Below are 26,214 nucleotides of genomic sequence, written 5' to 3'. Positions count from 1 at the left end.
TCAGTCCTCAACCACTTTCAGCAGCTTACGCTCAAGCGGGCTGAGCACGTTGGCCAGCTCATGCCCGCGCTTGAGGATTTGTCCCGCTTCGCCGAACAGCGTCCACATGCCCTGCTTGGCACGCAGGGCGGGGCGCTTTTCGATGCGCGCCTGCGGCCGCTCCGCCGCGCGGCGGAAGGCGGAGAACTGGGCGGCGTCCTTGTCGAAATCCATCGCGTAGTCGCGCCACATCCCCGCCGCCACCATGCGGCCATAGAGATCGAGGATGCGCTGAAGTTCCAGCCGGTCGAAACCGATCTGCAGCGGCACGCGGCCGGGAAAGGCAACTACGCCTGCTGGAAGGGGACTCGCACCGCCGTGGGGGCCTGCCGCCATCCGCCCGTCAGACGCCCTTCACGACCGGTTCGGCGTGCTTTTCTTCTTCGCGGGCACGAAGCAGCTGATCGACCTGCGCGCGCAGCGCGGCCACCTGCTCTTCCAGTTCGTCCACGCGCTGGCTGCCTACCGGCTCGCAAGGCTCCTTGCAGGGCGTGCCATAAGGCATGAATTCCTTGGCGTAAGTCTCCGCCTTCACCAGCGTGGAGCGGGCCTTGACGCCGATCATCGTCGCGCCTTCCGGCACGTCTTCGGTCACCACCGCGCTGGCACCCACGCGGGCGCGCTTGCCCACGGTGACGGGGCCGATGATCTGCGCGCCGGAGCCCACGATCACGTTGTCCAGCAGCGTCGGGTGGCGCTTGCCGCCCTTGCCGTTGGTGGGGTTGGATCCGCCCAGCGTCACGCACTGGTAGATCGTCACGTTATCGCCGATATCCGCCGTTTCGCCGATCACGGTGAAGCCATGGTCGATGAAGAAGTTCTTGCCGATCGTCGCACCCGGATGGATGTCGATCGCGGTCAGGAAGCGGGAGATGTGGTTCACCACGCGCGCCAGGAAGAACAGGTCCGCACGGAACAGGCGGTGCGCGATCTTGTGAAAGAACAGCGCCCAGACGCCCGGATAGAGCAGCACTTCCCACCGCGAACGCGGTGCAGGGTCGCGCGCGACGACCGAGTCCAGATAGCGGACGAGATTACCCAGCATCGCGCGAATCTCCCATCAAACGGTCCGCATGGCAAGTCACCTGCGTGATCCGATGGTTCATGTACCCTTGGTGTCGCCGCCCTTAACCTCTTCCAGCGCGTCGCGCCAGATCGCCAGTGTGGGCGGCTGCTTGCGTTCCAGACTGAGACGGTCGATCGCGGCGACCAGCCGTTCGACGCCCAGATGGCTACGCTCCGCACGCGGTACAAGGTAGTCGATCGCCGCGGGATCGAGCGGCAGTCCGCGCATCTGCGCGTGAACGTCGATCAGATCGGCCATCATCGCCTCATCGGGCGCGTCGATTTCCAGTTCCAGCGCGGCGCCAAGGCGCGAACGCAAGTCCGGCAGCGCCACCTGCCAGCGCCCCTCGCCTTCGCCACGGCGATGGCTGGCAACGATCAGCAAAGGCCGGCGGCTTTCCTGCGCGCGGTTCCAGGCGTGGAATACCGCGTCCTCGTCCATGCGGTCCGCATCGTCCAGCGCATCGCCCTGCCCGGTCTCCACGAACCAACGCGCCAGTAGCGACTTGCCCGAGCGCGGCGGGCCTGAAAGAATCGCGGCGTGGAACGGCCACTGGCCCGGCTCCAGCAATGCGTCCACCGCATGCGCATTGGCATTGCCGACGGCAATGCGCGGCGGGCTGTCGCTCGCGGTCGACAGCGGAAGTGGTATCTGCCTCATCCCCCGAAACCTTCTAGCGGCTGATCCTCAGCGCGCCGCCCCCTGCCGAAACCTTCCAGCCCTGCGCACGCAGGGCGGCAGCCAGCCGGTCGGCGCCGCCTTCGGCGCTCACCCGCAATACGGAAATGCCACCGATCGCCAGACTGACGGTGGCCGCGCCCTTCACGCCCGGTGCGCCGCGTACGGCAGCCAGCGCGGCATCGACCGATGCGGCGTCGGGGCTGGCGAACTGGACCGACACGGTCTCTACCGGCGCGGCGGCAGTCGGCGGCGGCGCAGCGACGGGCGCGATGGGCACCAGCGGCGCGATGTCGCTTTCCGGCAGCGTGCCGCCCTTGGGCATCAGCTTGTCACGCAGTTCCGCAAAAGCGCGGTCCAGCGCGGCCTGGCTCATCGTCAGAGTCGGATCGGGCCGCAACTGCCCGCTTGCCAGCGCGGTGCGATAGATGCCGTCGATCCGGTCCACCGCCTTCGCCATCATGGCAGGCAGTTCCTGATCGCTGGCGGCATCCAGCTCGAAACTGTCGAGATAGGTATTGTCCGGGCCGTAGCGCGCGGTGAACGTGCCGTGGATCGGCCCGCCGGGCCACTGTCGCTCAAGCCGGGCGACCGGTATCAGCACGTCCGTCGCGCCGAACTGGTCGAGCACGCCGCGCCACCACAGGCGGCTGCGGCGAGTCGCCTGTCCGGCGGTCAGCAGCAGCGAATCCCCGCCAGCACCCACAGGGCGAACGTAATCGACCGGGCTTTGCGATGCCTGGAACTCGGCCCAGGCCTTCTGCCACGGGCCGCGCACTTCGAAGACCTGCTGCACGCCGCCGGAATTGAGCACCGGCACCAGCAGCAAGGGCGCCGACCGCGCCACGGCACCGCCGCCACCCACGAACTGCCCCGCCTTGCCCTTGTCGAAAATGACGCCCAGCGTGGCGATATAGCGGCGCGGGCCGACCTGTTCCTGCCCGATTACCACCGAGGAGACCATGGCATCGATCGATTCGACCGGCATGTCCGGGCCGCCCAGTTTCTTCCAGGCTTCCTTCTCGGCTTGCTTCCAGCCTTGGAGTCGCGCTTCCGCGCCGGTCTTGGCCGTCACGTCGACCTGAATGCCGTTGACCTGAATGTCTTCGGAATTGGCGAGCGGGGGAATCCCTCTGTCGCCTTCGACTTGCGCAGCGATTCGCCACGCCCCGAATCCGACCGTTCCAAGCGCCGCGCAGCCGCCAAGCAGCACTGCTGCGCGCATCGCAGTCCAGCGCCGACCCTTGTCGTGGCCGGCCAATTGCCGGAAATTCTGGGGGAACGTCATCGCCATCGTCGAAACCGATTGGCCTTTTGCCCAAACGGGAATGGAAATCCAAGCCGGAAAGCGATAGGGGCGCGCAATGTCCGACGATAACTCACCCAAGAGCTACTCTTACGAGCAGGCTGGCGTCTCGATCGCCGCAGGAAACGCGCTGGTAAAGGCCATCGGCCCGCTGGCGAAATCCACCGCACGCCCCGGCGCCGATGCCGAGCTTGGCGGCTTCGGCGGATTCTTCGATCCGCGCGCCGCCGGCTACAAGGACCCGCTGCTGGTCGCCGCGAACGACGGCGTGGGCACCAAGGTCAAGCTGGCGATCGACCACGACCGCCATGACCATATCGGCATCGACCTTGTCGCCATGTGCGTGAACGACCTTATCGTGCAGGGCGCGGAGCCCCTTTTCTTCCTGGACTATTTCGCCACCGGAAAGCTTGAGAACGGCGTGGCCGAGCGCGTGGTGGCCGGCATCGCCGAAGGCTGCAAGATGTCGGGCTGCGCGCTGATCGGCGGCGAAACCGCCGAAATGCCGGGCATGTATGCCGCCGGCGACTACGACCTGGCCGGCTTCTGCGTGGGCGCGGTGGAGCGCGGCGAGCAGCTGACCGGCGACAAGGTTGCCGATGGCGACATCCTGCTGGGCCTTGCCTCTTCCGGCGTGCACTCGAACGGCTATTCGCTGGTTCGCCGTCTGGCAGAGGACAAGGGCTGGAAGCTCGACCGCCCGGCCCTGTTCGATTCGGACACGCTGCTGATCGACGCGCTGATCGCGCCCACGCGCATCTACGTGAAGAGCCTGCTGCCGTTCATCCGCGCGGGCCGCATCCATGCGCTGGCCCACATCACCGGCGGCGGCCTGCTGGAGAACATCCCGCGCGTGCTGCCCAAGGGCCTGCACGCCCGCATCGACGTGGGCGCCTGGCCGCAGCCGCGCCTGATGGCGTTCCTGCAGGCGCAGGGCAATATCGAGCCGGGCGAGATGGCCCGCACCTTCAACTGCGGCATCGGAATGGTTCTGGCGGTCTCGCCGGAAGAAGTCGCCGCGCTCAAGGCCGAACTCGAAGCCGCTGGGGAGACGGTCTACGTCATCGGCGTGATCGAAGAGGGCGACAAGGGCTGCACCGTGCAGGGCAAGGCCGAGGAATGGTCCGCCCGTGAGGACTGGGAAGCGATCCACCTTGCCTGAGAAGGCCAAAGTCGCGGTTCTCATTTCGGGCAGCGGCACCAATATGGCTGCCCTGCTCTATGCCAGCCGGCTGGAGGACTGTCCTTACGAGATCGTCCTCGTCGCCAGCAACAAGCCGGACGCCGGAGGCCTTGCACTTGCCAAGGTCGAAGGCGTGCCGACCTTCGCACTCAGCCACAAGGGCCTCAGCCGCGACGAGCACGATGCGGCGATGGACGCAGCGATTCGCGAATCCGGCGCGCAGTGGGTGGCCCTCGCCGGCTACATGCGCATCCTGACCGACGAATTCGTGGTCAAATGGCAAGGCCGGATGGTCAACATCCACCCTTCGCTGCTGCCCAAGTATACCGGCCTCCACACCCACCAGCGCGCGATCGAAGCCGGGGACAGCCATGGCGGCGTGACCGTCCACCTCGTCATCCCCGAACTGGATGAAGGCCCGGTGATCGGCCAGATTCCGGTCGCGATCCATACCGGCGATACGGCGGAAGACCTTGCAGCGCGGGTACTGTTCGCCGAACACCAGCTCTATCCGCGCTGCCTGGCCGATCTCGTGACGCGTGAAGCCTCGCCCGAGTGGCTGCTGGACCGTGTGCGCGAACGCGCGATGGCTCTGCCGGAGAGCGACGAGATCTCCAGCCACGGCATGCCCTGCTTCGGCATCGTGAAGGGCAAGAAGTTCGCCTACTTCACCTCGAACCACCATGCCGACGGCCGCACCGCGCTGCTGGTGAAGATCAGCGGCGTGGACGAGCAGACCATGCTGATCGAGCAGGATGAGGATCGTTACTTCCGCCCCGCCTATTTCGGCGACGGCTGGGTGGGCATCCGCCTGGATCTGGGCGAGAACGACTGGGACGCGATCGCGGACTGGCTTTCGCGTTCATGGCGGGCAGTGGCGCCGAAGAAGCTGACCGCGCTGCTGGATGTGGCCGATCAGTTCTGAGGCAGGGAAAGCGCCATAAACTTGGCGCCCACTCCTATTCCCTATCGCCCCAAGACCCCGTCATCCCCGCGAAGGCGGGGATCCCGCTTGTTCTTGGGACGTAGCGCACAGGAAGCGGGGCCCCCGCCTTCGCGGGGGCGACGAGGTGATATTCGGTTAAAGTCGGGTCACTGCCGGAAGCGGACTGAACTGCTCAGTTCAAGCCCCGACCGCCCGCGCATCGCGGATCATCCGACCGATCTGGTCCAGCAAGGTCAGACGCTCTTTCTTGAGGTCTTCCAATCGCGCATCGGAAGCGGCCTCAAGCTGCTCCTCGATGCGGTTTATCTTGCCGTTGACCTCGTTGTAGCGATCCACCAGCACCGCGAAATGGCCCCGCGTGGCCTTCAGATGCTGGAGGACTTCGATGTCCTCGGGAAATTCCTCGGCGAGTTCGTGGGGCTTGTAGGTCATCGGCTCTCCTCTGCGCTCGATTCTCTTACTTTTAACCCCTCGCCCACCCCGCCCACTTTGCGCGAGATCAAGCGCAAGGCGGGACAATTCAGATTTGCGAGTAATCCACTTGCGGCCGGCTCTCCCGCGTGCCGCGATAGCGCTTGTCGGGCTCGCGCGGGTCACCCGCGATCAGGACGTGGTCGTCATGCACTTCCACCAACGTGCCGACGAAGGGAAAGCCTTCCAGGCTGCCGTTCACGCGGTAGCTGACGGTATCGCCCACCTTGAAGCTGGTGGCATCGAAGTTGAATTCGAACGGACAGGCTTCGCCCGTCTCACCCATGCCTTGCATTATTCTCTCCTCTTGAGCGGGAGGGTAACAAAGATGCGCGCGCGGCCAAATCGAAATTGGCGACGCTCAGCCGATTTCGTCGAAGTGGCATTGCTTCTGGGTGTCGCCGGGCAATGTCAGCATGGCGTCGTCACCTTTGGTGAAGAGGCTGGCCTTGCCGGCATAGTTCTGCCCTTCGTAGAGCGCGCCCGATGCGCTGACGACATGAGCCAGTCCAACCCCCTGATCGCGCCAGAAAAGCCAGACTGCACCGGGATCGGTATTTACGAAAGTGACCGAAACCAGGAAGTCCTGCCCCTTGCAGGCCAGCGCTAAGGGGCCCTTCGACACGCCTTTGGCATCATCGGCCCGGGCATCGGCATAGCCCTGGCGGAGTTCGTGGATGCGCATGGCGTACTGGTCGCGCACGCAGGCGGGCTTGTCATCCGCCTTCCAGCAGTCGTCGCGGCCCTTGATCCAGCCGCGCTGGGTGGCCTGCAGCTCCGACTTGCGCGCCGCACTGATGTGCGGGCCGGTAAGCGCAAGATCGTAGAGCCGCATCAGTTCGCGATCCATTGCCGCCAGTTCGGGCGTGGAACAGACCAGCTTCTGCGCATCGCCGTCGGCCTTGGCGCAATCGAAGCTGGGCGTCGCCACCGCGACGGGCGCCGCATCGGTGGCGGCAACGGTTTCGGTGACCACTTCGGTGGCGGTATCCTCCACACTGGGGCTGGCCGAAGGGCTGGGTTCGGCACCGCCGCCACCTGAACAGGCGGCAAGGAACAGGAATACGCTCAGTCCGGAAAATTGCTTCATCGCCTGCCTCCAGTCGCATGAGACCGGCCATGGATATCAGCGAAACCCTTCGAGCAAAAACAAAAAGGCCGCCCAAACGGACGACCTTCTCATTGTCTTTGTTTGATCCGGCTGTCGCCGGATGGCGGCGCCGGCCCTCTCCCCCACCCGACCACCCATAGGGTACTATCGTAGGGTGGTCGGGTGGGGGAGAGGGCCGGCGCCGCTCAACGAATGCGCTTACACGCATTCGTCAAACAGCTTGGCTTCAGCCGACGATTTCTTCCGGCTTGAAGAAGTAGGCGATTTCGATCGCCGCGTTCTCGTCCGAGTCCGAACCGTGGACCGAGTTGGCTTCGATCGATTCGGCGAAGGTCTTGCGGATGGTGCCTTCGGCAGCGTCGGCCGGGTTGGTGGCGCCCATCACGTCGCGGTTGGTCTTCACGGCGTCTTCGCCTTCGAGAACCTGCACGACCACCGGGCCGGAGATCATGAACGACACGAGGTCGTTGAAGAAGGGACGTTCCTTGTGGACGGCGTAGAAGCCTTCAGCCTGCTCCTGCGAGAGCTGGATGCGCTTCGAAGCGACGACGCGCAGGCCGGCTTCTTCAAGCAGCTTGGTCACGCCGCCGGTCAGGTTGCGGCGGGTGGCGTCGGGCTTAATGATCGAGAAAGTGCGGGTAACCGCCATGGTAGGTTCCTTGCGAGAGGGGGTTTTGAATTGTTGCGCGCGCAACTAACCGGGTACGGCGCAATTCGCAAGGCAGGCGCGATTAACTTGCGGTCGTTTCGGAGGGATCATCCATATGCCCCTCGTCCATTCCGAAATCACCCGGCCTGAACCCATCTCCCGCCGTCCTGTTTCCAGTAATAGTGTTCCACGCCCTCACGCTCGCGCAGCGCGCGCCAGGTATCGCGTGCATGCTGGAGGGTGGATTGGTCGAACAGGAAGAAGGTGCGTTCGAAGGGCTGCTCGCCCTCGCGCCACTGGCCGTCGGCAATGGCCATGAACTTCGCGCCGTTGGCAGGCTGCGGCGCTTCGGAAATGAGGATCGGCTGGCGATCCTCTCCGCCCTCACCCGCGAAACCGTTGGCCAGGAAGCTCTCCGGGCCGCTGGACCACAGGGCCTGACAGATCCGCTGGCGCTGGCCAAGGTCGGCGGAGACGACGAGCAGACGCTCGCCATTCCCCGCCACCTTTCCGGCGATCAGCGCCAAAGCGCTTTCAGCGGGGTCGCGACTGAGCTGATAGAAATCGACGCGCATGTCGCGGCCCTGCCTTTATCGATCAGGCTTCGAGATTGTCGCGCACGAAGCGGTCGAGCAGGCGCACGCCGAAGCCCGAAGCGCCCTTGTCCCAGGTCGCGCCCGGCTTGTCGGTCCACACGGTGCCGGCAATGTCGAGGTGCGCCCACGGGGTGTCGTTCTCGATGAAGCGCAGCAGGAACTGCGCCGCGGTGATCGAACCGCCAAAGCGCGGGCCGACGTTCTTGATGTCGGCAATCGGGCTGTCGATCATCTTGTCGTAGTTCGGGCCCATCGGCATCCGCCACAGGCGGTCGCCCGAGGCATCGCCAGCGGCGGTCAGCTGCGCGGCAAGATCGTCGTTGTTCGAGAACAGGCCGGCGTATTCGTGCGCCAGCGACAGGATGATCGCGCCGGTCAGCGTGGCGAGATCGACCACCTTCGCGGGCTTGTACTCACGCTGCACCCAGGTCAGCGCGTCGCAGAGCACCAGGCGGCCTTCAGCGTCGGTGTTGATCACTTCGATGGTCTGGCCCGAGAGAGAGGTGACGACGTCACCGGGGCGCTGGGCATTGCCGTCAGGCATGTTTTCCACAAGACCGCAGACGCCGATCACATTGGCCTTGGCCTTGCGCAGTGCAAGGGCGAGCATGGTGCCGGCCACCGCACCGGCGCCGCCCATGTCCCACTTCATGTCTTCCATGCCGGCCGCCGGCTTGATCGAGATGCCGCCGGTGTCGAACGTCACGCCCTTGCCGACGAAAGCGACCGGCGCTTCACCGGCCGTGCCGCCCAGCCATTCCAGCACCAGCAGGCGGGCGGGACGGACCGAACCCTGCGCCACGCCCAGCAGCGAACCCATGCCCAGGTCGGCCATTTCCTTCTCGTCGAGCACGCGCACCTTGAGGCCGCTGCCCGCCACTTTCGCCTCGACGCGGGCGACGAAGGATTCGGGATAGATCACGTTCGCCGGCTCGGTCACCAGTTCGCGGGTGAAGGACACGCCGGCAACGATCGCCTGCTCCACGGCCCAGACCGCCTCGGTGCCTTCGGGCGCGCCGACCACCGCGATGTCCACCAGGCTGGGCTTGGCGTCATCGGCCAGCTTGGTGCGATAGGTGTCGAGACGCCATGCGCGCAGCACCGCACCCAGGAGAGCACCCGCCGCCTCGTCAGCCGAAAGGCCCGCGCCGGTCAGGTCCAGCGTAACGGCGGTTTCGCCCGAGGTCAGGTACTTGCCCACCACGCCGGCACCCGCGCGCTCGATCGCGCCCCGGCGATCCTTGCCATCGGCGGAGCCAATTCCGGCCAGCGCCACGCGCACGATCTTGCCGTCACGCTCGACGAAACCCTCGAACACCTGCCCCGCCTTGCCGGCGAAGCGCGAAGCCTTCGCGCCTTCCACCAGCACGGCTTCCAGATCGGCGGGAATCGCGTCCTGATTCACGAAGCGGGCGACCAGACGCGCCGTGGGGGCGGCAGCGGCGTCAAGGAACTGGATATTCATGGGATCTCCTGAATTCTCGTGGGCGAGCGACGGACTTGTGCGCTTCGCCGCAACAGCGGATTGCAGTTAGGCACAGGCGGTGCGATAGGCAAGCCATGCTCCCGGCCGCTCAGACCCTGCTGCATGCCCGCAAATTGCGCTTGCTCTCCCTCCCACTGCCCTTGCTGGCCGTGGGAATTGCTTCCATTTCATTGCCTTGCACGGCATCGGCGCAGGACCTTACGCGCCCGGTGGATACCACTCCGATCCAGGGCGCGCCGCCGGCACCTCCTGCAGAAACTGCGGACCAGGTGCCCGTCGCGTTCGAGGCGGACACCGTCGAATACGATCAGAACGGCGAAACGGTCACCGCCAAGGGCAATGTCGTGCTGCGCAAAGACAAGCAGTCCGTGCGCGCCGATACCGTCACCTGGAATCGCAATACCGGCCAGATCGTCGGCACCGGCAACGTCCGCCTGGTCGATCAGAACGGCAACCAGCTCTTCACCGAGCAGGTGGAACTGACGGACGAATTGAAGACCGGCGCGATGGAAAACCTGCTGCTGGTGCTGCGCGAGGGCGCGCGACTGGCGGCGAACAAGGGTGAACGGCTGGCCAACGGCGATGTCGTCCTGCACCATGCCGCCTATACCGGCTGCGCGGTTGCCGACGACAGCGGATGCCCCAAGAGCCCGACCTGGAGCGTGCTGGCCAAGACGGTGGTCTACAGCGAGGAAAAGAGCCTCGTCCGCTTTTCCGACGCGCGGCTGGAACTCTTCGGCAAAGTGCAGATTCCGCTGCTGGGGCTGACGGTCAGCACCAATGGTGGCGCGGTTTCCGGCTTCCTGGTGCCCGACATCAAGTCCAGCCCGTCCAACGGGATCGAGGTTGCACAATCGTACTACTGGAAGATCGCCCCCAACCGCGATCTGACCGGCACGGTGCACGTCTTCACCAAATCCGCGCCGATGGCCTCGTTCGAGTATCGCGCGCTGACCGATCTGGGTGCCTACCAGATCACCGGCTATGCGACGTCGAGCAACCGCATCTCGATTGACGACACCAATCCCGATCCCAATCGCCAACGCGCGTTCCGCGGCTACCTCTTCGCCAACGGCAAGTTCCAGCTGGACGACGCCTGGAGCGTGACCGCATCGATCCGCCGCGCCACCGACCGCACGTTCCTGCGCCGTTACGACATCAGCCGCGACGACCGCCTGCGCTCCAGCGTGGAGGTCGAGCGGATCGATCAGGACAGCTATTTCTCCTTCGCCGGATACACCACGCAGACCATGCGTTCCGGGCAGGATCAGGGCCTGATGCCGGTGGCCCTGCCGGTGATCGACTATCGCCGCCGCATCGACGACCCGCTGCTGGGCGGCAAGTTCGAGCTGGAAGCGAACACCATGGGCATCTCCCGCAAGGAAGGGCAGGATACCCAGCGCGCCTTCGCCAGCGCCCAGTGGTCGCTGCGCAAGGTCACCAGCATGGGCCAGGAACTGGTGCTGACCGGCCTGCTTCGCGGCGACGTCTACCACTCGGACGAGAACGATACGACCACCACGCTGCTCTACCGCGGCGAATCGGGCTGGCAGGGCCGCGTGATCGCGCTGGCCGCGGCCGACGTGAAGTGGCCGCTGGTGGGGCAGGTATTCGGCGGCACGCAAGTGCTCACCCCGCGCATCCAGTTGGTCGCCACGCCGCATATCCGCAACCTGGAAATTCCCAACGAGGATTCGCGCGCGATCGAACTGGAGGATACCAACCTCTTCTCGCTCAACCGCTTCCCCGGTTACGACCGGTTCGAGGATGGCGTGCGCTTCACCTACGGGTTCGACTGGACGTTCGAGCGGCCGCGCTGGCGGATCAAGAGCACGATGGGCCAGTCCATCCGGCTCAGCAACGAAGAGCAGATCCTGCCCGACGGCACCGGCCTTGCCGACAAGGTGTCGGACTTCGTCGGCCGGACCGAGGTGCGCTACCGCAACTTCGTCAGCGTGATTCACCGCTTCCGGCTGGACAAGGACACGCTGGCCTGGCGCCGCAACGAATTCGACCTCTCGCTGGGCAGCAATCAGACCTATTTCGAAATGGGTTACGCCAAGCTGGACCGCAACATCTCGAACATGATCGAGGATCTTCAGGATCGTGAGGAAGTGCGCGCCGCCGGCCGCGTGGCCTTTGCGAACTACTGGTCGATGTTCGGATCGGCGGTCGTTAACCTGACCGACAAGAGCGAGGATCCCACCAACGGATCGGACGGTTTCCAGCCGCTGCGCACGCGTCTGGGCTTCGCCTATGAGGACGATTGCCTTGAAATCGCGCTGACCTGGCGCCGCGACTACGTATCCAACGGCGACGCGCGCAAGGGCAATTCCTTCCAGCTTCACTTCGCCCTCAAGAACATCGGCGTGCATTGAGGCCGACGCTGAGGGCGGACCGCTTACTTCAGACATAGGTATCGACAGACGCATCAATTGGTTGATCGGGTGCGTCCGGAGCGTTGGCAGGCCATGCCAAAGCCGCTATCGGACGCACTCAGTTTCGGTTAAGCCGCAGGCCGACATAGGCCGGAGAACGTGCGCGGGGCGCTTTGCCCCCGTGTCCGGGACCGGGAATGACCGGTCGCAGACGGGATAGAGAACACGGTGACAGCAATCCAAGGTAGCAGGTTCAAGCGCGCGGCACGCAATTGCGCGATCGCCGGTGGCGCAATCGCGTCCGCCCTCTCCCCTCTCGCGTCGTCGACGGCCGCGTTCGCGCAGGCCGAAGCCCCGGTGGCATCTTCCACGTCCGAACAGGGCGACATCGTCATTCCCGACGACGTCAAGATCTTCGGCAACGACAACCCGAACCTGCGCCGCGCCACGGCCGTGGTTAACGGCGACATCATCACCGGTACCGATGTCGACCAGCGCCTGGCGCTGATCCTGGCCGCGAACCAGGGCAAGATCGACGAGGAAGAGAAGAAGCGCCTGCGCCTTCAGGTGCTGCGCAACCTGATCGACGAAACCCTGCAGATCCAGGGCGCCAAGGCCGCCGACGTGACGGTGGACGATGCGGACATCGAGCAGACTTATGCCCGTGTCGCCTCGCAGAACTTCGGCCAGGATACCAAGGCCATGGACGGCTACCTGAAGCGCGTCGGCTCCTCGCCCGAATCGCTGAAGCGCCAGATCCGTGGCGAGCTTTCGTGGCAGCGCCTGCTGCAGCGCAACGTCCAACCGTTCATCAACGTCTCCGACGACGAAGTGAACGAAATGCTGGAGCGCATGAAGGCGGCCAAGGGCACCGACGAATACCGCCTGGGCGAGATCTACCTGTCCTCGACCCCCGAATCGTCGCAGCAGGTCTACCAGAACGCGATGCAGATCGTGCAGCAGCTGAAGCAGGGCGGCAGCTTCGTGGCCTATGCCCGCCAGTATTCGCAGGCGTCCACCGCCGCGGTCGGCGGTGACCTCGGCTGGATCCGCCTGGGCCAGCTGCCCGCCGAACTGGCCACCGCTGCGCGCGACATGCAGCCCGGCCAGCTGGTCGGCCCGGTCGAAGTGCCCGGCGGTTTCGACATCATCTACCTGATCGACAAGCGCCAGGTGCTGACCGCCGATCCGCGCGACGCCGTGCTGTCGCTGAAGCAGATCTCGATCAACTTCCCCAAGGGCATCAGCGAGGCGGACGCCAACGGCAAGGCCGAAGCCTTCGCCAAGGCCATCGCCACCGCCAAGGGTTGCGGCGACGTGGACAAGGTTGCCACCGGCATCGGCGCGCAGGTCGTCACCAACGACCAGGTCAAGGCGCGCGATCTGCCCGGCCCGATCCAGACCTCGATCCTCAACCTCTCGCCCGGCGAGACGCTGCCGCCCTTCGGTTCGCTGACCGAGGGCGTGCGCATCCTGATGCTCTGCGGCCGCGACGATCCGCAGGTCGATTCGGGCCCCAGCTTCGAACAGCTTCAGGCCCAGATCGAGGACGACCGCGTCAACAAGCGCGCGCAGATGTACCTGCGCGACCTTCGGCGTGACGCGATCATCGAATACAACTGATCCCTTGATGAGCGGCTTCGAAGCCATGCCTGCGGCGCCGCTCGCCGTTTCGCTGGGCGATCCTGCCGGGATCGCCCCGGAACTGATCGCGGAAAGCTGGGTCCGCCGCAGCGAGGCTGCACTGGCCCCGTTCTTCGTGGTGGGCGGCAGCCGGGTTCTGGCCGCCGCCGCCCGCACGCGCGGCATCGACCTGCCGGTGATCCGCATTGCCGATCCTGCCGAAGCCGTGAGTGCCTTCGCCAGCGGCCTGCCGGTGCTGGGCGATGCGGATGCGCCGGTTCAATTCGGCCAGCCTTCGCATGAAGGTGCCGAACTGGCGCTCCATTCGCTGACTCAAGCCGCCGCGCTGGCGGTTTCCGGCGCGGCGGGTGCGATCGTCACCGGCCCCATCGCCAAGTCGAAACTGGCCGAAGTGGGCTTCACCCAGCCCGGGCAGACCGAATTCTGCGCCGATGCCTGCGGCGTGGCGCATGACGATGCGGTGATGATGCTGGCCGGCCCGAATTTGCGCACGGTGCCGCTGACCGTCCACGTGGCGCTGACGCAAGTGCCCACGCTGCTCACCCGTGACCTGATCGAGCGCAAGGCGCGGATCGTCGCCCGCGCGCTGGCGCGGGACTTCGGCCTTTCGCCCGCACGCATCGCGATCACCGGCCTCAACCCCCATGCCGGCGAAGACGGACGCATGGGGCGCGAGGAAATCGACACCATCGTGCCCGCCATCGCCGCGCTGGCGGCAGAGGGCCTTGCCGTCACCGGCCCGCATCCGGCGGACGCCCTGTTCGCCGCGCATGAGCGCGACCGGTTCGACGTGGCGCTTTGCATGTATCACGATCAGGCACTGATCCCGATCAAGACGCTGGACTTCGACGCCGGCGTCAACGTCACGCTGGGCCTGCCCATCGTGCGCACCTCCCCCGATCACGGCACCGCCTTCGCCATCGCCGGAAAGGGCGTGGCCAGCGCGGGCGCGATGATCGCGGCCCTGCGCATGGCCGGCGAATGCGCCGCACGCAGGGCCACTGCAGGAATTACCGCATGACCACCCCCACTCTGCCCCCTCTGCGCGAAGTGATCGCAAGGCACGGACTCTCGGCCAGCAAGGCGCTGGGCCAGAACTTCCTGTTCGACGAGCAGTTGCTGGACCGGATCGCCGCGATCCCCGGCAGCCTCGACGGCGCCAACGTGCTGGAAGTCGGCCCCGGCCCCGGCGGCCTGACCCGCGCGCTGCTGCGCGCCGGCGCGAACGTCACCGCCATCGAGATGGACCGCCGCTGCCTGCCCGCGCTTGCGGAACTGGAGGCAGCGTTTCCCGGCAAGCTGAAAGTGATCGAGGGCGATGCGATGAAGATCGACCCGGCGACGCTGTTCGACGGGCCTTACCATATCGCCTCCAACCTGCCCTACAACGTCGGCACCGCGCTGTTCACCGGCTGGCTTTCGGGGGAATCCTGGCCGCCGCAGTGGCAATCGCTGACGCTGATGTTCCAGGAGGAAGTGGCCCGCCGCATCGTCGCCGATCCCGACACCTCCGCCTATGGCCGCCTGGCCGTGCTGGCCCAGTGGCGTTCGAAATCGAAGCTGGCGCTGAAAGTGCACCGCAGCGCCTTCACCCCGCCGCCCAAGGTGATGTCCGCCATCATCCACGTGGTCCCGGGTGAGGCACCCGAAGGCGTTTCCATGCGCGTACTGGAACGGGTGACGGAAGGCGCCTTCGGCCAGCGCCGCAAGATGCTGCGCCAGAGCCTGAAGGGGGTTCCCGGCGCGCTGGCCGCGCTGGAACGGCTAGGCATCGATGCGCAGCGCCGCGCGGAAACACTCTCGGTTGCCGAATTCGTCAGCGTGGCGCGCGAACTGTCCTGACGGGCATTTGGTTGAAATCGGGGTCTTCGGTCAGCCCGTCATGCCGGCGACGTGGAGAACCCATGCCGTGCCGCATGTCAGGATCGCCAGGATGACCACCGCCTGAAGCAGGCGCCCCTGGATCGGCCCGTCCGAGGCGAGCGCCGCCATCAACGTACGGCGCGGCTGAAAGGCCATTTCCGTTGCGGGCGGCAGCACAAGGGGAACCACGTCGCCCGCCAGCAGCGCGATCACGTTGATCGGCTCGGCCAGCCCGATGCCGCAACGCCGGCCGATCCGCCAGCGCACCCAGCCGACCAGCGACTGCCGGCCCACCATGACCTCGACGATCTCCCCACGCGCCGGCGGCGTGGCCATCGACAGGCGCAGCGCGCGCGTGCTGGCGCCTGTCACATGGGCATCGCCTTCACGCGCAGAACCCCGCACCCGCAGTCGCACAGCCATGTGCGTCCGCTTTCCGGCGAGTATCTTCTGCTCCTTCATGGAATACGGCCCCCGGAACTCAACACCCGGGGACCATATCCGCCAAGCTTCAAAAGGAAGTTAAGACCGCCACTCGGCCGATATCAGGCATCCACCATAGTCGACGCCTCGGCCTTCTTGCGCAGGCGCCAGGCATGGAGCAGCGGCTCGGTATAGCCGTTCGGCTGTTCCACGCCCTTGAACACCAGATCGCAGGCCGCGCGGAAAGCGAAGGAGGTATCCCAGTTGCCCGCCATCGGCTCATAGAGCGGATCGCCGGCGTTCTGGGCATCGACCTTGGCCGCCATGCGGTGCAGCGCGTCCATCACCTGCGCCTTGCTGCAGACCCCGTGCAGCAGCCAGTTGGCCATGTGCTGGCTGGAAATGCGCAGGGTGGCGCGGTCTTCCATCAGGCCGACATCGTTGATGTCCGGCACCTTGGAGCAGCCGACGCCCTGGTCGATCCAGCGCACGACATAGCCGAGCAGGCCCTGCGCATTGTTCTCCAGTTCCTCGCGAATCTCGCCCTCGGACCAGTTCACGCCGTCGGCCAGCGGAACCTGCAGCAGCAGGTCGAGCCCCGGAACCTCCCCCTGCGCGATCTCTTCCCGCAAGCCGAACACGTCGACCTGATGGTAATGCATCGCATGCAGCGTCGCCGCCGTGGGCGAAGGCACCCATGCGGTGTTGGCGCCGGTTTGGGGATGGCCGATCTTCTGCTCCAGCATGTCCCGCATCATGTCCGGCGCGGCCCACATGCCCTTGCCGATCTGCGCCACGCCCGAAAGCCCGTGCGCCAGGCCGATGGCAACGTTGCGCTTCTCGTAAGCGGCGATCCAGGCAGAGGCCTTGATCGCATTCTTGCGGATCATCGGCCCCGCCCGCATCGACGTGTGGATCTCGTCCCCCGTACGGTCGAGGAAGCCGGTGTTGATGAAGACGATGCGGTCCTTCACGGCATGGATGCAGGCGGCAAGATTGGCCGACGTGCGCCGCTCCTCATCCATGACGCCAACCTTGATCGTATGGCGTTCCAGCCCCAGCAGGTCTTCCACGGCATCGAACAGGTCGTTGGTGAAGGCGCACTCTTCCGGCCCATGCATCTTCGGCTTGACGATGTAGATGGACCCTTCGCGGCTGTTGCCGAACCGGGTGAGGCCCATGACGTCCTGCTTGCCGATCGCGCTGGTCAGCACGGCATCCATCACCCCTTCGGGAATCTCGCTGCCATCGGGCAGCAGGATGGCCGGATTGGTCATCAGGTGGCCGACATTGCGGATGAACAGCAACGAACGCCCCGGCAGATCGACCGACTTGCCGCCGGCCACGGTGACGGTCTTGTCGTCCGCCAGCGCCCGGGTCAGCGTCTTGCCACCCTTCTCGAAGGTCTCGGTCAAATCGCCGCGGATCACGCCAAGCCAGTTGGCATAGGCGGCCAGCTTGTCCTCCGCATCGACCGTCGCGACCGAATCTTCCAGATCGACGATGGTGGTCAGCGCGGATTCCAGGACGATATCGGCAACGCCCGCCCTGTCGGTCGCACCGACCGGGCTCGATGGATCGACGACGATTTCGATGCCAAGCCCGTTCGAGCGATAGAGACGGCCCTTCGCCGTCTCGCCCACATACTGCGACGGATCGGACAGCGGCGCATCGACCGTTTCCGCATCTGTCCAGGAACCTGCGGCCAGCGGCAGCGCCTTGTCCAGAAACGCGCGCCCGGCCGCGATCACCGCTGCGCCACGCACCGGGTCATAAACCTTGCCCTGTGCAGGCGCCGCATCCAGCGCATCGGTGCCGTAGAAGGCGTCGTAAAGGCTGCCCCAGCGGGCATTGGCGGCATTCAGCAGGAAGCGCGCGTTGAGCACGGGAACGACCAGTTGCGGCCCCGCCATGGTCGCGATTTCGGGATCGACGCCCTTGGTGCCGATCGTGAAATCGCCCGGTTCGGGAACCAGATAGCCGATCTGGCGCAGGAAGGCCTGATATTCGCCCTGATCGATCGGCTTGCCGGCGCGGGCCAGATGCCATGCGTCGATCCGGGCCTGAAGATCGTCCCGCTTCGCCAGCAGCGCCCGGTTGCGCGGGGCGAAGCCACCCACCAGCGCTGCAAAGCCGCTCCAGAAAGCCGCGGAATCCAGCCCCACCGGCGGCAGTACCTGTTCTTCGACAAAGCGCGCCAGCGCAGCGTCAACCTGCAGGCCACCGCGTGCGACGCGGCCGGAACGTTCCAAATTGTCAGTCATCATTCCTCGCAGTCCATACGCGCAGCTCGTGGGAGCACGGCGCGTCCGTGATAGTAGCCAAGACTGTCCCGGGGAGGAATCGCCGCCCGTATGCCCCATCGATCCGCAAATGGCAACAGGCCCTTCACCCGCATTACCGCAGTGTGCCGCAAAGGGAGTACCTCGTCGGCCCCTCTTACAACAGCGTCGGAAAGGCTTACATTGTAAGGACTCGTCAACCATCAAGTCCGCCTGGAACCCGTGACTGGCATGGACGTTGCTCAGTGGAATGAGAGCAAGGTGGGGGCGAGGCCGAGAAGGAACGTCATGTTTCGCAAGATCGCCCGTCTGTTTGTCATCAAGACGAATTGGGAAGCCTACATGATCATCTACGCGCTCGCATTGGGCGCGGTGGAGCGCGGCAGCGTCTATCTCACCCGCTTCCCGGGCTTTGGCGGCAAGCTGCTGTTCCTGGCCTGCACCGGCGCGGTGTTCATGGCCGGCGGCAAGATCCTGGACGCCCTGAAGTACGAGAAGGCGCAGCGGCTGGCCGCAGCGGAGCCAGCCCCGGGCCGAGCCGCGCTTCCGGAGCGTGAAGCCGCCTGATCTGCCGAGAGGCCTTTCGGGCTCCCGATTCTTCCGCCCTTCCTTTGCCGTCCGCAGTCCTGATTCTTGCCCGGGCGGCGCCTTGGCTGACACTCTGCGGCCATGGCGGAGAGTCGCACGAACTATACGGTCATCCAGGCATTGCGCGGAATCGCCTGCCTTTGGGTCCTGCTGTTCCACGCCGCCGAAGGCGGGCACCTCAAGAGCCTGGCCCCGCTTTCGCCGTTCCTTTTCGCGGACGGGCATCTGGGCGTTGCGATCTTCTTCACGCTCAGCGGCTTCGTGATCGCGCATAGCCTTATCGGCAGGAGCCCCGCAGACATACCGATCGCAAACGGCGCCGACTTTGGCCGGTTTCTGGTGCGGCGGTCGATCCGCCTTGCCCCGGCCTATTGGGTGTCGATCGCGCTTGCCATCGCCTTTGCCGGGTTCTCGGCGATGGTGCGGCATCAACCCCATCTGATGCCCACCGCCGGACAGATCGCCGCACACGTATTCTATCTGCAGGATCTGCTGAAGATCGCGCCGATCAACCTCGCCTATTGGACGCTGGCCTACGAAATCCAGTTTTACGTCTTCCTTGCGCTGATGCTGCTGATCCGCGCGAAATGGACGCGTGCGGGATGGCCGCTGGCGCCCTGGCCCGCCCTGGCAATGTGGGCTTTGGCGCTCGCCTCCGCCCTCGGCCAGTTTGGACAGGACTGGTCAGGCGTGTTCGTGCAGCACTGGGGCGTGTTCTACCTGGGCGTACTGGCGCGGAGAGCGGTGGATTCGGAAGTGGCCAGGCTGGCCTGCCTGATCCTCGGCGCGGTGCTATTGGCAACGCCGGGCTTCGATCGCACCGCCGCACTGACCGCGATCCTGCTCTATCTGGCGATGCGCAGCGGCTGGGCGCAGGGCGGCCTCAACTGGCGCTGGCTGCAGTTTCTGGGCGCGATTTCCTACAGCCTCTACCTCGTCCACAACCCGTTGACCGGTGCCGCAGCTTTCGTGGGGCATCGGCTATTCGGCGATGGGCCCGCCGCCGACCTGATCTGCCTGGTGCTGATCCTGGCCGTCTGCATCGGTGGCGCCACCCTGCTCTGGGCAGCAGTGGAGCGTCCATCGCACTGGCTTTCGCGCCGTATCCGCGCCAACCCGCGAACAGGCACCGGCGCGCCGCTTAACCCGGCTGCCGTGTGACGGAAAATGAAAGGAAGGTAGGGCGATTCTGTTGCAAGGCTCGCCCCCAGCCCCTGGAATCCGCTTCTGTTACCCGGTGGGTCCAACCGTGTTCTAACTTTGTAACTTCAGGCCGCTAGGCCCTAGAATTACGCCGCGAGAGCAAGTGCTTCGTTGTCGTTGGCACTTATGAGTTTTGAGCCTTGAACGGGTTACTCAGCCCGGAAGAAAACACCGCTTTTCAACACACGTCGATCCTAGTTCGGCCCCGTCATCACCCCTGCGACAACAGGGTTGCCCAGCCTGGCTGGACGGGTGATGGTGGAGCCGCCGGGTACCGCCCCCGGGTCCGCTGTGCCTATTGTACGGCGCAGTTTATCATCATAGCCGGCAAGCCGGCAGAGACGCATATAGGGCGTCCGCCGCAAAAGAAAAGGGGGGAGAGCTTGCGCCCTCCCCGCCCTCCGCGCCGGATTTCCCGGCAGTTTCCCCTGATGGATTATTTCTGCGACTACTTCTTCAGCGCGTCGCGGATTTCGGCCAGCAGTTCCACTTCGGTGGGGCCGGCAGGCGCGACTTTCTTGGCGGGCATGAGGCGATTGGCCTGACGCACGATAAGAAAGATGACGAAGGCCAGGATCAGGAAATTGATCACGGCATTCAGGAACGCGCCATAGCCGAACATGGCCACGCCTGCGGCCTTCAGCCCGGCATAGGTCATCGGCCCGGTGTACCCGGCGGGGACCGATCCCAGCACCACGTACTTATTGCTGAAATCGATGCCGCCGGTGATCAGGCCGATGAACGGCATGATCACATCGTCCGTCAGCGAGGACACGATCTTGCCGAAAGCGGCGCCGATGATCACGCCCACCGCCAGATCCAGCACATTGCCGCGGGCGATGAAGGTCTTGAATTCCTGTAGCATAATGAACTGATCCCCTGAGTTTCTCGGGCAAGTCTGCCTGGCCGCACCGCGCAGATTTGCCACAATGGCCCTTTGGTAACAATCGGTTGCAACCATAAGTTGCAATGGCGCCGGTGCTTGAACCGGCATATACGCCTGCTATCTATGCCAACAGGACGAGACGCGACCGTTCCGGTCCGTCTTTGAGCATAAGTCCATCAGGAGGATCACCCCCCATGCGCCTTTCCCCTGCATCGCGTATCGGCCGCGCCGCCCTTGTCGTGGGCGTGACGGCATCGCTGGCCGGCTGCGGCTTCAACTCCGTGCCGACCAAGCAGGAAGCTGCCAAGGCCAAGTGGGCCGACGTGCAGGCCGCCTTCCAGGAACGCGCCAACCTGGTGCCCAACCTTGCCGCCGTGGCCAAGGGTGCGGCCACGCAGGAAAAGGAAATCCTGACCGGCGTGGTGGAAGCCCGCGCCAAGGCCACCAGCGTGCAGGTCAATGCCAGCGATCTCAACGATCCTGCCAAGATGCAGCAGTTCCAGGCCGCCCAGTCCCAGTTCGGCGACAGCCTCTCGCGCCTGCTGGTCAGCGTGGAACGCTATCCCGACCTCAAGTCGATCGTGAACTACCAGATGCTGCAGAGCCAGCTTGAAGGTCAGGAAAACCGCATCCGCATCTCCGTGCGCGATTACAACGCGGCAGTGCAGGACTATAACACCGAAGTCCGCACCTTCCCGACGATGATCGGCGCCAAGCTGCGCGGCGCGGACCCGCTGGTACCCTATCAGGCGACGACGCCGGGCGCGGAAGTGGCGCCCAGCCTCGAAGGCAAGATGTGATCCGGTGAACGCCCTCCGGGCCGTTGCTGCGGCCATCCTGTTGGCCTTCGGCGCGCTGCTTGCCCAGCAGGCGGCCGCCGAACCGACGTTCCCCAAGCTGACCGGCCGCGTCGTCGACGATGCCAACATCATCCCCGACGATCAGGAGGCGCAGCTGACCCAGAAGCTGGACGCGCTGGAGAAGAACTCCGGCCGCCAGCTGGTGGTCGTCACCCTGCCCAGCCTGCAGGGCTACGAGATTTCCGATTACGGCTACCAGCTCGGCCGCGCCTGGGGCATCGGCGAGAAGGACAAGAACACCGGCGCCCTGCTGATCGTGGCACCGAACGAGCGCAAGGTGCGGATCGAGGTCGGCTACGGTCTGGAACCGATCATCACCGACGGCCTCTCGTTCCTGATCATCAACAACCAGATTCTTCCCCGCTTCAAGGCCAACGACTATCCCGGCGGAATCAATGCCGGCGCCGATGCGCTGATCAAGCAATTGACCCTGCCGCCCGATCAGGCCCGCAAGGTGGCGGCGGATGCCGATGCCGCGCGCAAGCCGCAGGAAGGCGGCTTTCCGATCGGCACCATCATCTTCATTGGCTTCATCGTGCTGTTCGTGGTGCTGCCGATGATCAACGAGGCGCGCGGCGGCGGCCGCCGCCGCAGCGGCCTTGGCGGTCCGATCATCTGGATGCCCGGCCCGTTCGGCCGCGACGATGACGACGATCACTGGGGCGGCGGCGGCGGTTTCGGCGGAGGCGATGGCTTTTCCGGTGGCGGCGGCAGCTTCGGCGGCGGCGGCGCGAGCGGAAGCTGGTAGAGGAGAGAGACCCGGACATGCCCTCACCCATCTACCTTTCGCCCGAGGATCACGCCCGTATCAGCGCCGCCGTGGGCGAAGCCGAAATGCACAGCTCGGGCGAAATCGTCACCGTGCTGGCGGACCGTTCGGACGGCTATACCGACGTTGCCCTGGCCTGGAGCGCGGTCGTGGCGTTCCTCGCCCTCGCCGCGCTGACGATTGCGCCCGGCTTCTACATGGGCCTTTACGACCACATGCTGGCCGAGTGGGGCCACGAATGGACGCCGCGCATGATCATCGGCCTGGCTGCCGGCGTGGTTGCGATCAAGTTCGGGGCGATGCTGGCGCTGCAACTGTGGCAGCCGCTGAAGTTCTGGCTGGTGCCCGGCCCGGTGAAGACCATGCGCGTGCACGCCCATGCCCTGCGCGCCTTCCGCATCGGCGCGGAACAGCGCACGGTGGGCCGCACCGGGGTGCTCATCTACCTTTCGATGCGCGAACACCGGGCGGAAATCGTGGCGGACAAGGCCATCGCCGCCAAAGTGGACCCGGAAGTCTGGGGCCATGTGATGTCCGCGATGCTTGCCCATGTGGGCGAAGACCGCGTGGCGGACGGCATGGTGGTGGCGGTCGGCAAGGTCGGCGCGATCCTGTCCGAACATTTCCCGCGCGCCGATGACGATATCAACGAACTACCCGACAGGCTGATCGAAGTATGACCGAATTGACCCACCTGCCCCTCCCCCCCGATGCCGACGCGCCTGACGAGGTGATGTGGCAGGGCAGGTTCATCACCACCCGCAAGCGCGGCCGCTGGGAATACGTCAGCCGCGCGCGCGGCATCCGTGCCGCGGTGATCCTGCCGATCGATGCCGAAGACCACGTGATCCTGGTCGACCAGTACCGTGTGCCGCTGGGCAAGCGCTGCATCGAACTGCCCGCCGGGCTCGTTGGCGACCATGACGATGTGGTGGGCGAAGACGCCAGCGTCGCCGCCGCGCGCGAATTGGAGGAAGAGACCGGCTACCACGCCGGCCGCATGGAAAACCTGGGCGAATTCTACTCATCGCCCGGCATGGTCAGCGAAAGCTTCACGCTGTTCCGCGCGCACGATCTGGTGAAAGTGGGCGAAGGCGGCGGCGTGGATAGCGAGGACATCATTGTCCACCGCGTGCCCATGGCCGGGATAGAGCGCCGGATCGCCGAATGGCGCAACGCGGGCTATGCCTTGGATGTAAAGTTGCTCATGCTGCTGGGCGCCCGGCTGCTGGGCTGACGCAATCAGGCTCTGTCACAGGCATGGACATGCAGTCATTGGCCCTCGGCGTCGCCACTCTGATCGGCGGGCTGCCGAAAGCGCTATGGCCCGCCCGCAAACGCGCGGCCAGCGTGGCGCAGTGGCAGAATCGACTGGCCGAACTGGATGGCGGCGCGCCGGAAACCTACTTCGAGGAACGGCGGGCGCTGTGTGCATATCCGCCGCACCGCACGGATCGCGGCACGCGCATTGGCGGGATCATTGCGGCGGCGATCGGCCTGGCGCTGATCGCGCTCTCCTTCCGGCCCTAAACCGGATGAAGACGACGCTCGGCATCTGCCAGCGCAAGAAGCGCTTCGAAACGGAAGAAGAGGCTCTGGCCGTGGTCGCGCGCGCGGAGGTGACACTGCGCCCCTATCGCTGCCCGCTGTGCCGGCGCTGGCACCTGACCAGCCGCACCAAAGGCATGCGCCTGCCGCGATTCGAGCGCGAACGACGCGCACCACCACCTGACGCGCCGTAACTGCTTCGCGCGCTCGATTCGTCGATTTTCGGGCAGGTGCCCAGCAAAAAGTTGGCCCAATGCAACCGATTGAGGTTGCAAGAATCCTACGATTGACCGAGGGCGGAGCCTTGCCCTCTATGGAGTTTCCCTTGGTCGGATCGTTATCCCGGCGCATCGTCGTCCTCTGCGCCATTCTCAGCGTGGTGCTGGCCGTTCTGGCCGGCCTGCTGCTCGATGCATCGGCGCAGATGCGCACGAGTCTTGGCTGGGTGGCGCATTCGTCCGAAGTGCTGGAAACCGGCAGCCGCTCGATGCGCCACCTGCAGGCCGCAGAGTCCGGCCAGCGCGGCTTCGTGCTGACGCAGAATGCGGAATTCGCCGCCAGCGTCGCCAATGAGATTGCCGCCGCCCGCCGCGATGCCGCCACGCTGGTGGCCTTGACCTCCGACAATCCGTTGCAAAATACCCGTGCGCGGCAGGTGCAATCGCTGATCGCCCAGCGCGCCCAGGCGCTGGACGAGACCGGCCGCCTTGCCCGCGCGGACGATTTTGCCGGTGCCCGCAGCCGCGTCGCCACCGGCAAGGGCCGTGACCTGATGATGCTGGTCAATGCGCGCCTGAACGACCTGCTCGACGCCGAACGCGCATTGGCAGCCGAACGCATGCAGGCGGTGCAGATCCGTCTCGACAGTATCCGCTGGCTGGTCATCTTCGGCACGCCGATCACGGTGATCACCATCACGTTCATGGCCACCGCGCTGATCGGCCGCCTTCGCCGCCCGGTCGAACAGATGATGGCCGTTATGGGCCAGCTCGGTTCCGGAGACCGCAGCGCGCGCATCACCGCGCGCATGGAATCCAGCGAGTTCCAGCGTCTTGCGAAGGGCTACAACGCCATGGCGGACGAATTGCAGGCCGCCGTCGCCGATCAGGTGACCAGCGCCGAGCAACTCCACCACGCCAACCACGAACTCAGCCGCAATGCCGAAGTGCTGCGCGAACGTGGCGAGGTGATCGAACTGCTGGGCGGCATGGCCCATCGCATGCAGGCTGCCCGCACCGACGAGGAGCTGGCCTCCATCATCCGCGTCTTCGTTCCGCGCGTGCTGCCGGAGATCCCCGGCGCACTCTACGCCCACAACAATTCGCGCAACCTGCTGGTGCCGATCGCCTCCTGGGCCGGGCTGGAAGTGGAAACCGCCGGTTTCGCGCCGGACCAGTGCTGGGCGCTGCGCCGCGGCCAGAGCCATTTCGTGATCGAACCGGGCTCGGACATCGTCTGCGCCCACGTGGGCGACCATACCGACCACTACCATTGCGAACCGCTGTTGGCCGGTGGCGAAGTGATCGGCGTGCTTTACCTGAAGGGTGTGGTCGGCGCCGAAAACCGCTTCCGCCTGACCGTGTTGACCGAGAATATCGCGTCCGCCCTCGTCAACCATCGCCTCCAGCGTGGCCTGCGCGAACAGACCATCCGCGATCCGCTGACCGGCCTGTTCAATCGCCGCTACATGGAAGAGACACTGGCGCTGGAAATCGCCCGCGCCACGCGCACCGGCAGTCCGCTCAGCCTGGTCATGTGCGACGTGGACCACTTCAAGCGCTTCAACGACGAATTCGGGCATGAGGCAGGCGACGCCGTGCTTCACGCCGTGGCGGCGGAGATGCGCACGCGCTTCCGCGACGGCGACGTGATCTGCCGCTTCGGCGGAGAAGAATTCACGATCATCGCGCCGGGGTCATCCGCCGGGGTGCTCGCCGAGCGGGTGGAGATGGTCCGTCAGGCAATCAGCGAGCTTACCGTCCACCAGGGCGGTCGGATGCTGGGCCTGACGACGATGTCGTTCGGCATCGCCACCTGGGAAGAGGCCATGGAGCGCGACGGCTCCACGCTGATCAAGGCCGCCGACGCCGCGCTCTACCGCGCCAAGCGCGACGGCCGTAACCGCGTGGTGCTGGACGGCCGCGCGGAGATGATGGCGGCTTGAGCGGGGCTACGGTCGCGCCCTGACCCCAGACTTTCAACCTTACACACCGTCGCCCCCGCGAAGGCGGGGGCCCCG

At 65.5% G+C, this 26,214-nt stretch carries 28 protein-coding genes and 1 other RNA gene; 15 read left to right on the top strand and 14 right to left on the bottom strand.

Translation table 11 applies throughout. The annotated features are described in order from the left end of the window. Genes WBP06_RS04770 through WBP06_RS04755 form a run of 4 tightly spaced genes read right to left on the bottom strand, consistent with a single transcriptional unit; the run spans nucleotide 1 to nucleotide 3,077 of the window. Nucleotides 1-375, bottom strand: a complete 375-nt coding sequence (locus WBP06_RS04770; protein WP_395332379.1) for a DUF2794 domain-containing protein — start codon at nucleotides 373-375, stop codon at nucleotides 1-3. A gap of 7 nt (nucleotides 376-382) precedes the next feature. After that, nucleotides 383-1,084 (bottom strand): serine O-acetyltransferase EpsC, encoded by a 702-nt coding sequence (gene epsC, locus WBP06_RS04765; protein ID WP_395332377.1) that lies wholly within the window; start codon nucleotides 1,082-1,084, stop codon nucleotides 383-385. Nucleotides 1,085-1,141: 57 nt separating this feature from the next. Further along, nucleotides 1,142-1,765: an ATPase gene (locus WBP06_RS04760; RefSeq protein WP_395332375.1), complete on the bottom strand. Its 624-nt coding sequence runs from the start codon at nucleotides 1,763-1,765 to the stop codon at nucleotides 1,142-1,144. A 13-nt stretch (nucleotides 1,766-1,778) separates the two neighbouring features. Next, a complete protein-coding gene (locus WBP06_RS04755) occupies nucleotides 1,779-3,077 on the bottom strand; it encodes a heavy-metal-associated domain-containing protein (protein ID WP_395332373.1) in 1,299 nt (432 codons plus the stop codon). 70 nt (nucleotides 3,078-3,147) lie between these two features. On the opposite strand from WBP06_RS04755, the gene purM reads away from it, so the two are divergent. Together purM and purN are read left to right on the top strand one after the other, a co-directional pair. Beyond that, nucleotides 3,148-4,251, top strand: coding sequence for a phosphoribosylformylglycinamidine cyclo-ligase (gene purM, locus WBP06_RS04750; protein WP_395332371.1), 1,104 nt, complete (start codon nucleotides 3,148-3,150; stop codon nucleotides 4,249-4,251). Continuing rightward, nucleotides 4,244-5,197: a phosphoribosylglycinamide formyltransferase gene (purN, locus tag WBP06_RS04745; RefSeq protein WP_395332369.1), complete on the top strand. Its 954-nt coding sequence runs from the start codon at nucleotides 4,244-4,246 to the stop codon at nucleotides 5,195-5,197. Before purM ends, purN begins: the two co-directional genes overlap by 8 nt. 198 nt (nucleotides 5,198-5,395) lie before the next feature. Here purN and WBP06_RS04740 read toward each other — a convergent pair whose 3' ends face one another. From WBP06_RS04740 to WBP06_RS04715, 6 genes are all read right to left on the bottom strand, one after another. Then, nucleotides 5,396-5,650, bottom strand: coding sequence for a YdcH family protein (locus tag WBP06_RS04740; RefSeq protein ID WP_395332367.1), 255 nt, complete (start codon nucleotides 5,648-5,650; stop codon nucleotides 5,396-5,398). 88 nt (nucleotides 5,651-5,738) lie between these two features. Then, nucleotides 5,739-5,984: a hypothetical protein gene (locus WBP06_RS04735; RefSeq protein WP_395332365.1), complete on the bottom strand. Its 246-nt coding sequence runs from the start codon at nucleotides 5,982-5,984 to the stop codon at nucleotides 5,739-5,741. Between the two features lie 66 nt (nucleotides 5,985-6,050). Beyond that, nucleotides 6,051-6,779, bottom strand: a complete 729-nt coding sequence (locus WBP06_RS04730; protein ID WP_395332363.1) for an MliC family protein — start codon at nucleotides 6,777-6,779, stop codon at nucleotides 6,051-6,053. 247 nt (nucleotides 6,780-7,026) lie between these two features. Beyond that, on the bottom strand, nucleotides 7,027-7,449 hold the full coding sequence (gene ndk / locus WBP06_RS04725) for a nucleoside-diphosphate kinase (RefSeq protein ID WP_054440762.1): 423 nt from the start codon (nucleotides 7,447-7,449) through the stop codon (nucleotides 7,027-7,029). A gap of 137 nt (nucleotides 7,450-7,586) precedes the next feature. Further along, on the bottom strand, nucleotides 7,587-8,024 hold the full coding sequence (locus tag WBP06_RS04720) for a DNA polymerase III subunit chi (protein ID WP_395332360.1): 438 nt from the start codon (nucleotides 8,022-8,024) through the stop codon (nucleotides 7,587-7,589). Between the two features lie 22 nt (nucleotides 8,025-8,046). Continuing rightward, nucleotides 8,047-9,510 (bottom strand): leucyl aminopeptidase, encoded by a 1,464-nt coding sequence (locus tag WBP06_RS04715; protein ID WP_395332358.1) that lies wholly within the window; start codon nucleotides 9,508-9,510, stop codon nucleotides 8,047-8,049. Nucleotides 9,511-9,605: 95 nt separating this feature from the next. On the opposite strand from WBP06_RS04715, the gene WBP06_RS04710 reads away from it, so the two are divergent. The 4 genes from WBP06_RS04710 to rsmA all read left to right on the top strand — a co-directional run bounded on the left by WBP06_RS04710 (nucleotide 9,606) and on the right by rsmA (nucleotide 15,395). Further along, entirely contained in the window at nucleotides 9,606-11,909 is a 2,304-nt protein-coding gene (locus tag WBP06_RS04710) for an LPS-assembly protein LptD (RefSeq protein WP_395332356.1), read from the top strand. A gap of 237 nt (nucleotides 11,910-12,146) precedes the next feature. Then, nucleotides 12,147-13,532 carry a peptidylprolyl isomerase gene (locus WBP06_RS04705; RefSeq protein ID WP_395334033.1) on the top strand — a complete coding sequence of 462 codons (1,386 nt, stop codon included), beginning with the start codon at nucleotides 12,147-12,149 and terminating at the stop codon, nucleotides 13,530-13,532. 7 nt (nucleotides 13,533-13,539) lie between these two features. Further along, complete coding sequence (gene pdxA, locus WBP06_RS04700; protein ID WP_395332354.1) at nucleotides 13,540-14,574, top strand: 4-hydroxythreonine-4-phosphate dehydrogenase PdxA; 1,035 nt, start codon at nucleotides 13,540-13,542, stop codon at nucleotides 14,572-14,574. Continuing rightward, complete coding sequence (gene rsmA, locus WBP06_RS04695) at nucleotides 14,571-15,395, top strand: 16S rRNA (adenine(1518)-N(6)/adenine(1519)-N(6))-dimethyltransferase RsmA (protein WP_395332352.1); 825 nt, start codon at nucleotides 14,571-14,573, stop codon at nucleotides 15,393-15,395. Before pdxA ends, rsmA begins: the two co-directional genes overlap by 4 nt. A gap of 30 nt (nucleotides 15,396-15,425) precedes the next feature. Here rsmA and WBP06_RS04690 read toward each other — a convergent pair whose 3' ends face one another. Both WBP06_RS04690 and WBP06_RS04685 read right to left on the bottom strand, forming a co-directional pair. Further along, the gene (locus WBP06_RS04690) at nucleotides 15,426-15,878 is read right to left on the bottom strand and encodes a hypothetical protein (protein WP_395332350.1); all 453 of its coding nucleotides are present in this window, start codon (nucleotides 15,876-15,878) and stop codon (nucleotides 15,426-15,428) included. Nucleotides 15,879-15,961: 83 nt separating this feature from the next. Beyond that, nucleotides 15,962-18,103 carry a malate synthase G gene (locus WBP06_RS04685; RefSeq protein ID WP_395332348.1) on the bottom strand — a complete coding sequence of 714 codons (2,142 nt, stop codon included), beginning with the start codon at nucleotides 18,101-18,103 and terminating at the stop codon, nucleotides 15,962-15,964. Between the two features lie 306 nt (nucleotides 18,104-18,409). Here WBP06_RS04685 and WBP06_RS04680 point away from each other — a divergent pair, with 306 nt between their 5' ends. Both WBP06_RS04680 and WBP06_RS04675 read left to right on the top strand, forming a co-directional pair. Further along, nucleotides 18,410-18,688: a hypothetical protein gene (locus tag WBP06_RS04680; RefSeq protein ID WP_395332346.1), complete on the top strand. Its 279-nt coding sequence runs from the start codon at nucleotides 18,410-18,412 to the stop codon at nucleotides 18,686-18,688. A gap of 102 nt (nucleotides 18,689-18,790) precedes the next feature. Beyond that, nucleotides 18,791-19,870, top strand: a complete 1,080-nt coding sequence (locus tag WBP06_RS04675; RefSeq protein ID WP_395332344.1) for an acyltransferase family protein — start codon at nucleotides 18,791-18,793, stop codon at nucleotides 19,868-19,870. Between the two features lie 16 nt (nucleotides 19,871-19,886). Here the strand turns inward: WBP06_RS04675 and ssrA are convergent. Continuing rightward, nucleotides 19,887-20,288, bottom strand: a transfer-messenger RNA (tmRNA) gene (gene ssrA / locus WBP06_RS04670). 72 nt (nucleotides 20,289-20,360) lie between these two features. Continuing rightward, nucleotides 20,361-20,777 (bottom strand): large conductance mechanosensitive channel protein MscL, encoded by a 417-nt coding sequence (gene mscL / locus WBP06_RS04665; RefSeq protein WP_395332342.1) that lies wholly within the window; start codon nucleotides 20,775-20,777, stop codon nucleotides 20,361-20,363. Between the two features lie 215 nt (nucleotides 20,778-20,992). On the opposite strand from mscL, the gene WBP06_RS04660 reads away from it, so the two are divergent. The 7 genes from WBP06_RS04660 to WBP06_RS04630 all read left to right on the top strand — a co-directional run bounded on the left by WBP06_RS04660 (nucleotide 20,993) and on the right by WBP06_RS04630 (nucleotide 26,139). Next, the gene (locus tag WBP06_RS04660) at nucleotides 20,993-21,598 is read left to right on the top strand and encodes a LemA family protein (RefSeq protein ID WP_395332340.1); all 606 of its coding nucleotides are present in this window, start codon (nucleotides 20,993-20,995) and stop codon (nucleotides 21,596-21,598) included. Nucleotides 21,599-21,602: 4 nt separating this feature from the next. Further along, the gene (locus WBP06_RS04655) at nucleotides 21,603-22,406 is read left to right on the top strand and encodes a TPM domain-containing protein (protein WP_395332338.1); all 804 of its coding nucleotides are present in this window, start codon (nucleotides 21,603-21,605) and stop codon (nucleotides 22,404-22,406) included. A 17-nt stretch (nucleotides 22,407-22,423) separates the two neighbouring features. Continuing rightward, nucleotides 22,424-23,107, top strand: coding sequence for a TPM domain-containing protein (locus WBP06_RS04650; protein ID WP_395332336.1), 684 nt, complete (start codon nucleotides 22,424-22,426; stop codon nucleotides 23,105-23,107). After that, nucleotides 23,104-23,664, top strand: a complete 561-nt coding sequence (locus WBP06_RS04645) for an NUDIX hydrolase (protein WP_395332334.1) — start codon at nucleotides 23,104-23,106, stop codon at nucleotides 23,662-23,664. The genes WBP06_RS04650 and WBP06_RS04645 overlap by 4 nt, the downstream gene beginning before the upstream one ends. 29 nt (nucleotides 23,665-23,693) lie before the next feature. After that, nucleotides 23,694-23,957: a hypothetical protein gene (locus WBP06_RS04640; protein WP_395332332.1), complete on the top strand. Its 264-nt coding sequence runs from the start codon at nucleotides 23,694-23,696 to the stop codon at nucleotides 23,955-23,957. 5 nt (nucleotides 23,958-23,962) lie between these two features. Further along, on the top strand, nucleotides 23,963-24,169 hold the full coding sequence (locus WBP06_RS04635) for a hypothetical protein (RefSeq protein ID WP_395332330.1): 207 nt from the start codon (nucleotides 23,963-23,965) through the stop codon (nucleotides 24,167-24,169). A gap of 131 nt (nucleotides 24,170-24,300) precedes the next feature. Further along, nucleotides 24,301-26,139: a diguanylate cyclase gene (locus WBP06_RS04630; RefSeq protein WP_395332328.1), complete on the top strand. Its 1,839-nt coding sequence runs from the start codon at nucleotides 24,301-24,303 to the stop codon at nucleotides 26,137-26,139. Nucleotides 26,140-26,214: the final 75 nt, after the last annotated feature.

Origin of the sequence: Novosphingobium mississippiense (genome assembly GCF_044029535.1) — a bacterium.
Classification (GTDB): domain Bacteria; phylum Pseudomonadota; class Alphaproteobacteria; order Sphingomonadales; family Sphingomonadaceae; genus Novosphingobium.
This window is presented reverse-complemented; position numbering and strand designations above follow the sequence as displayed.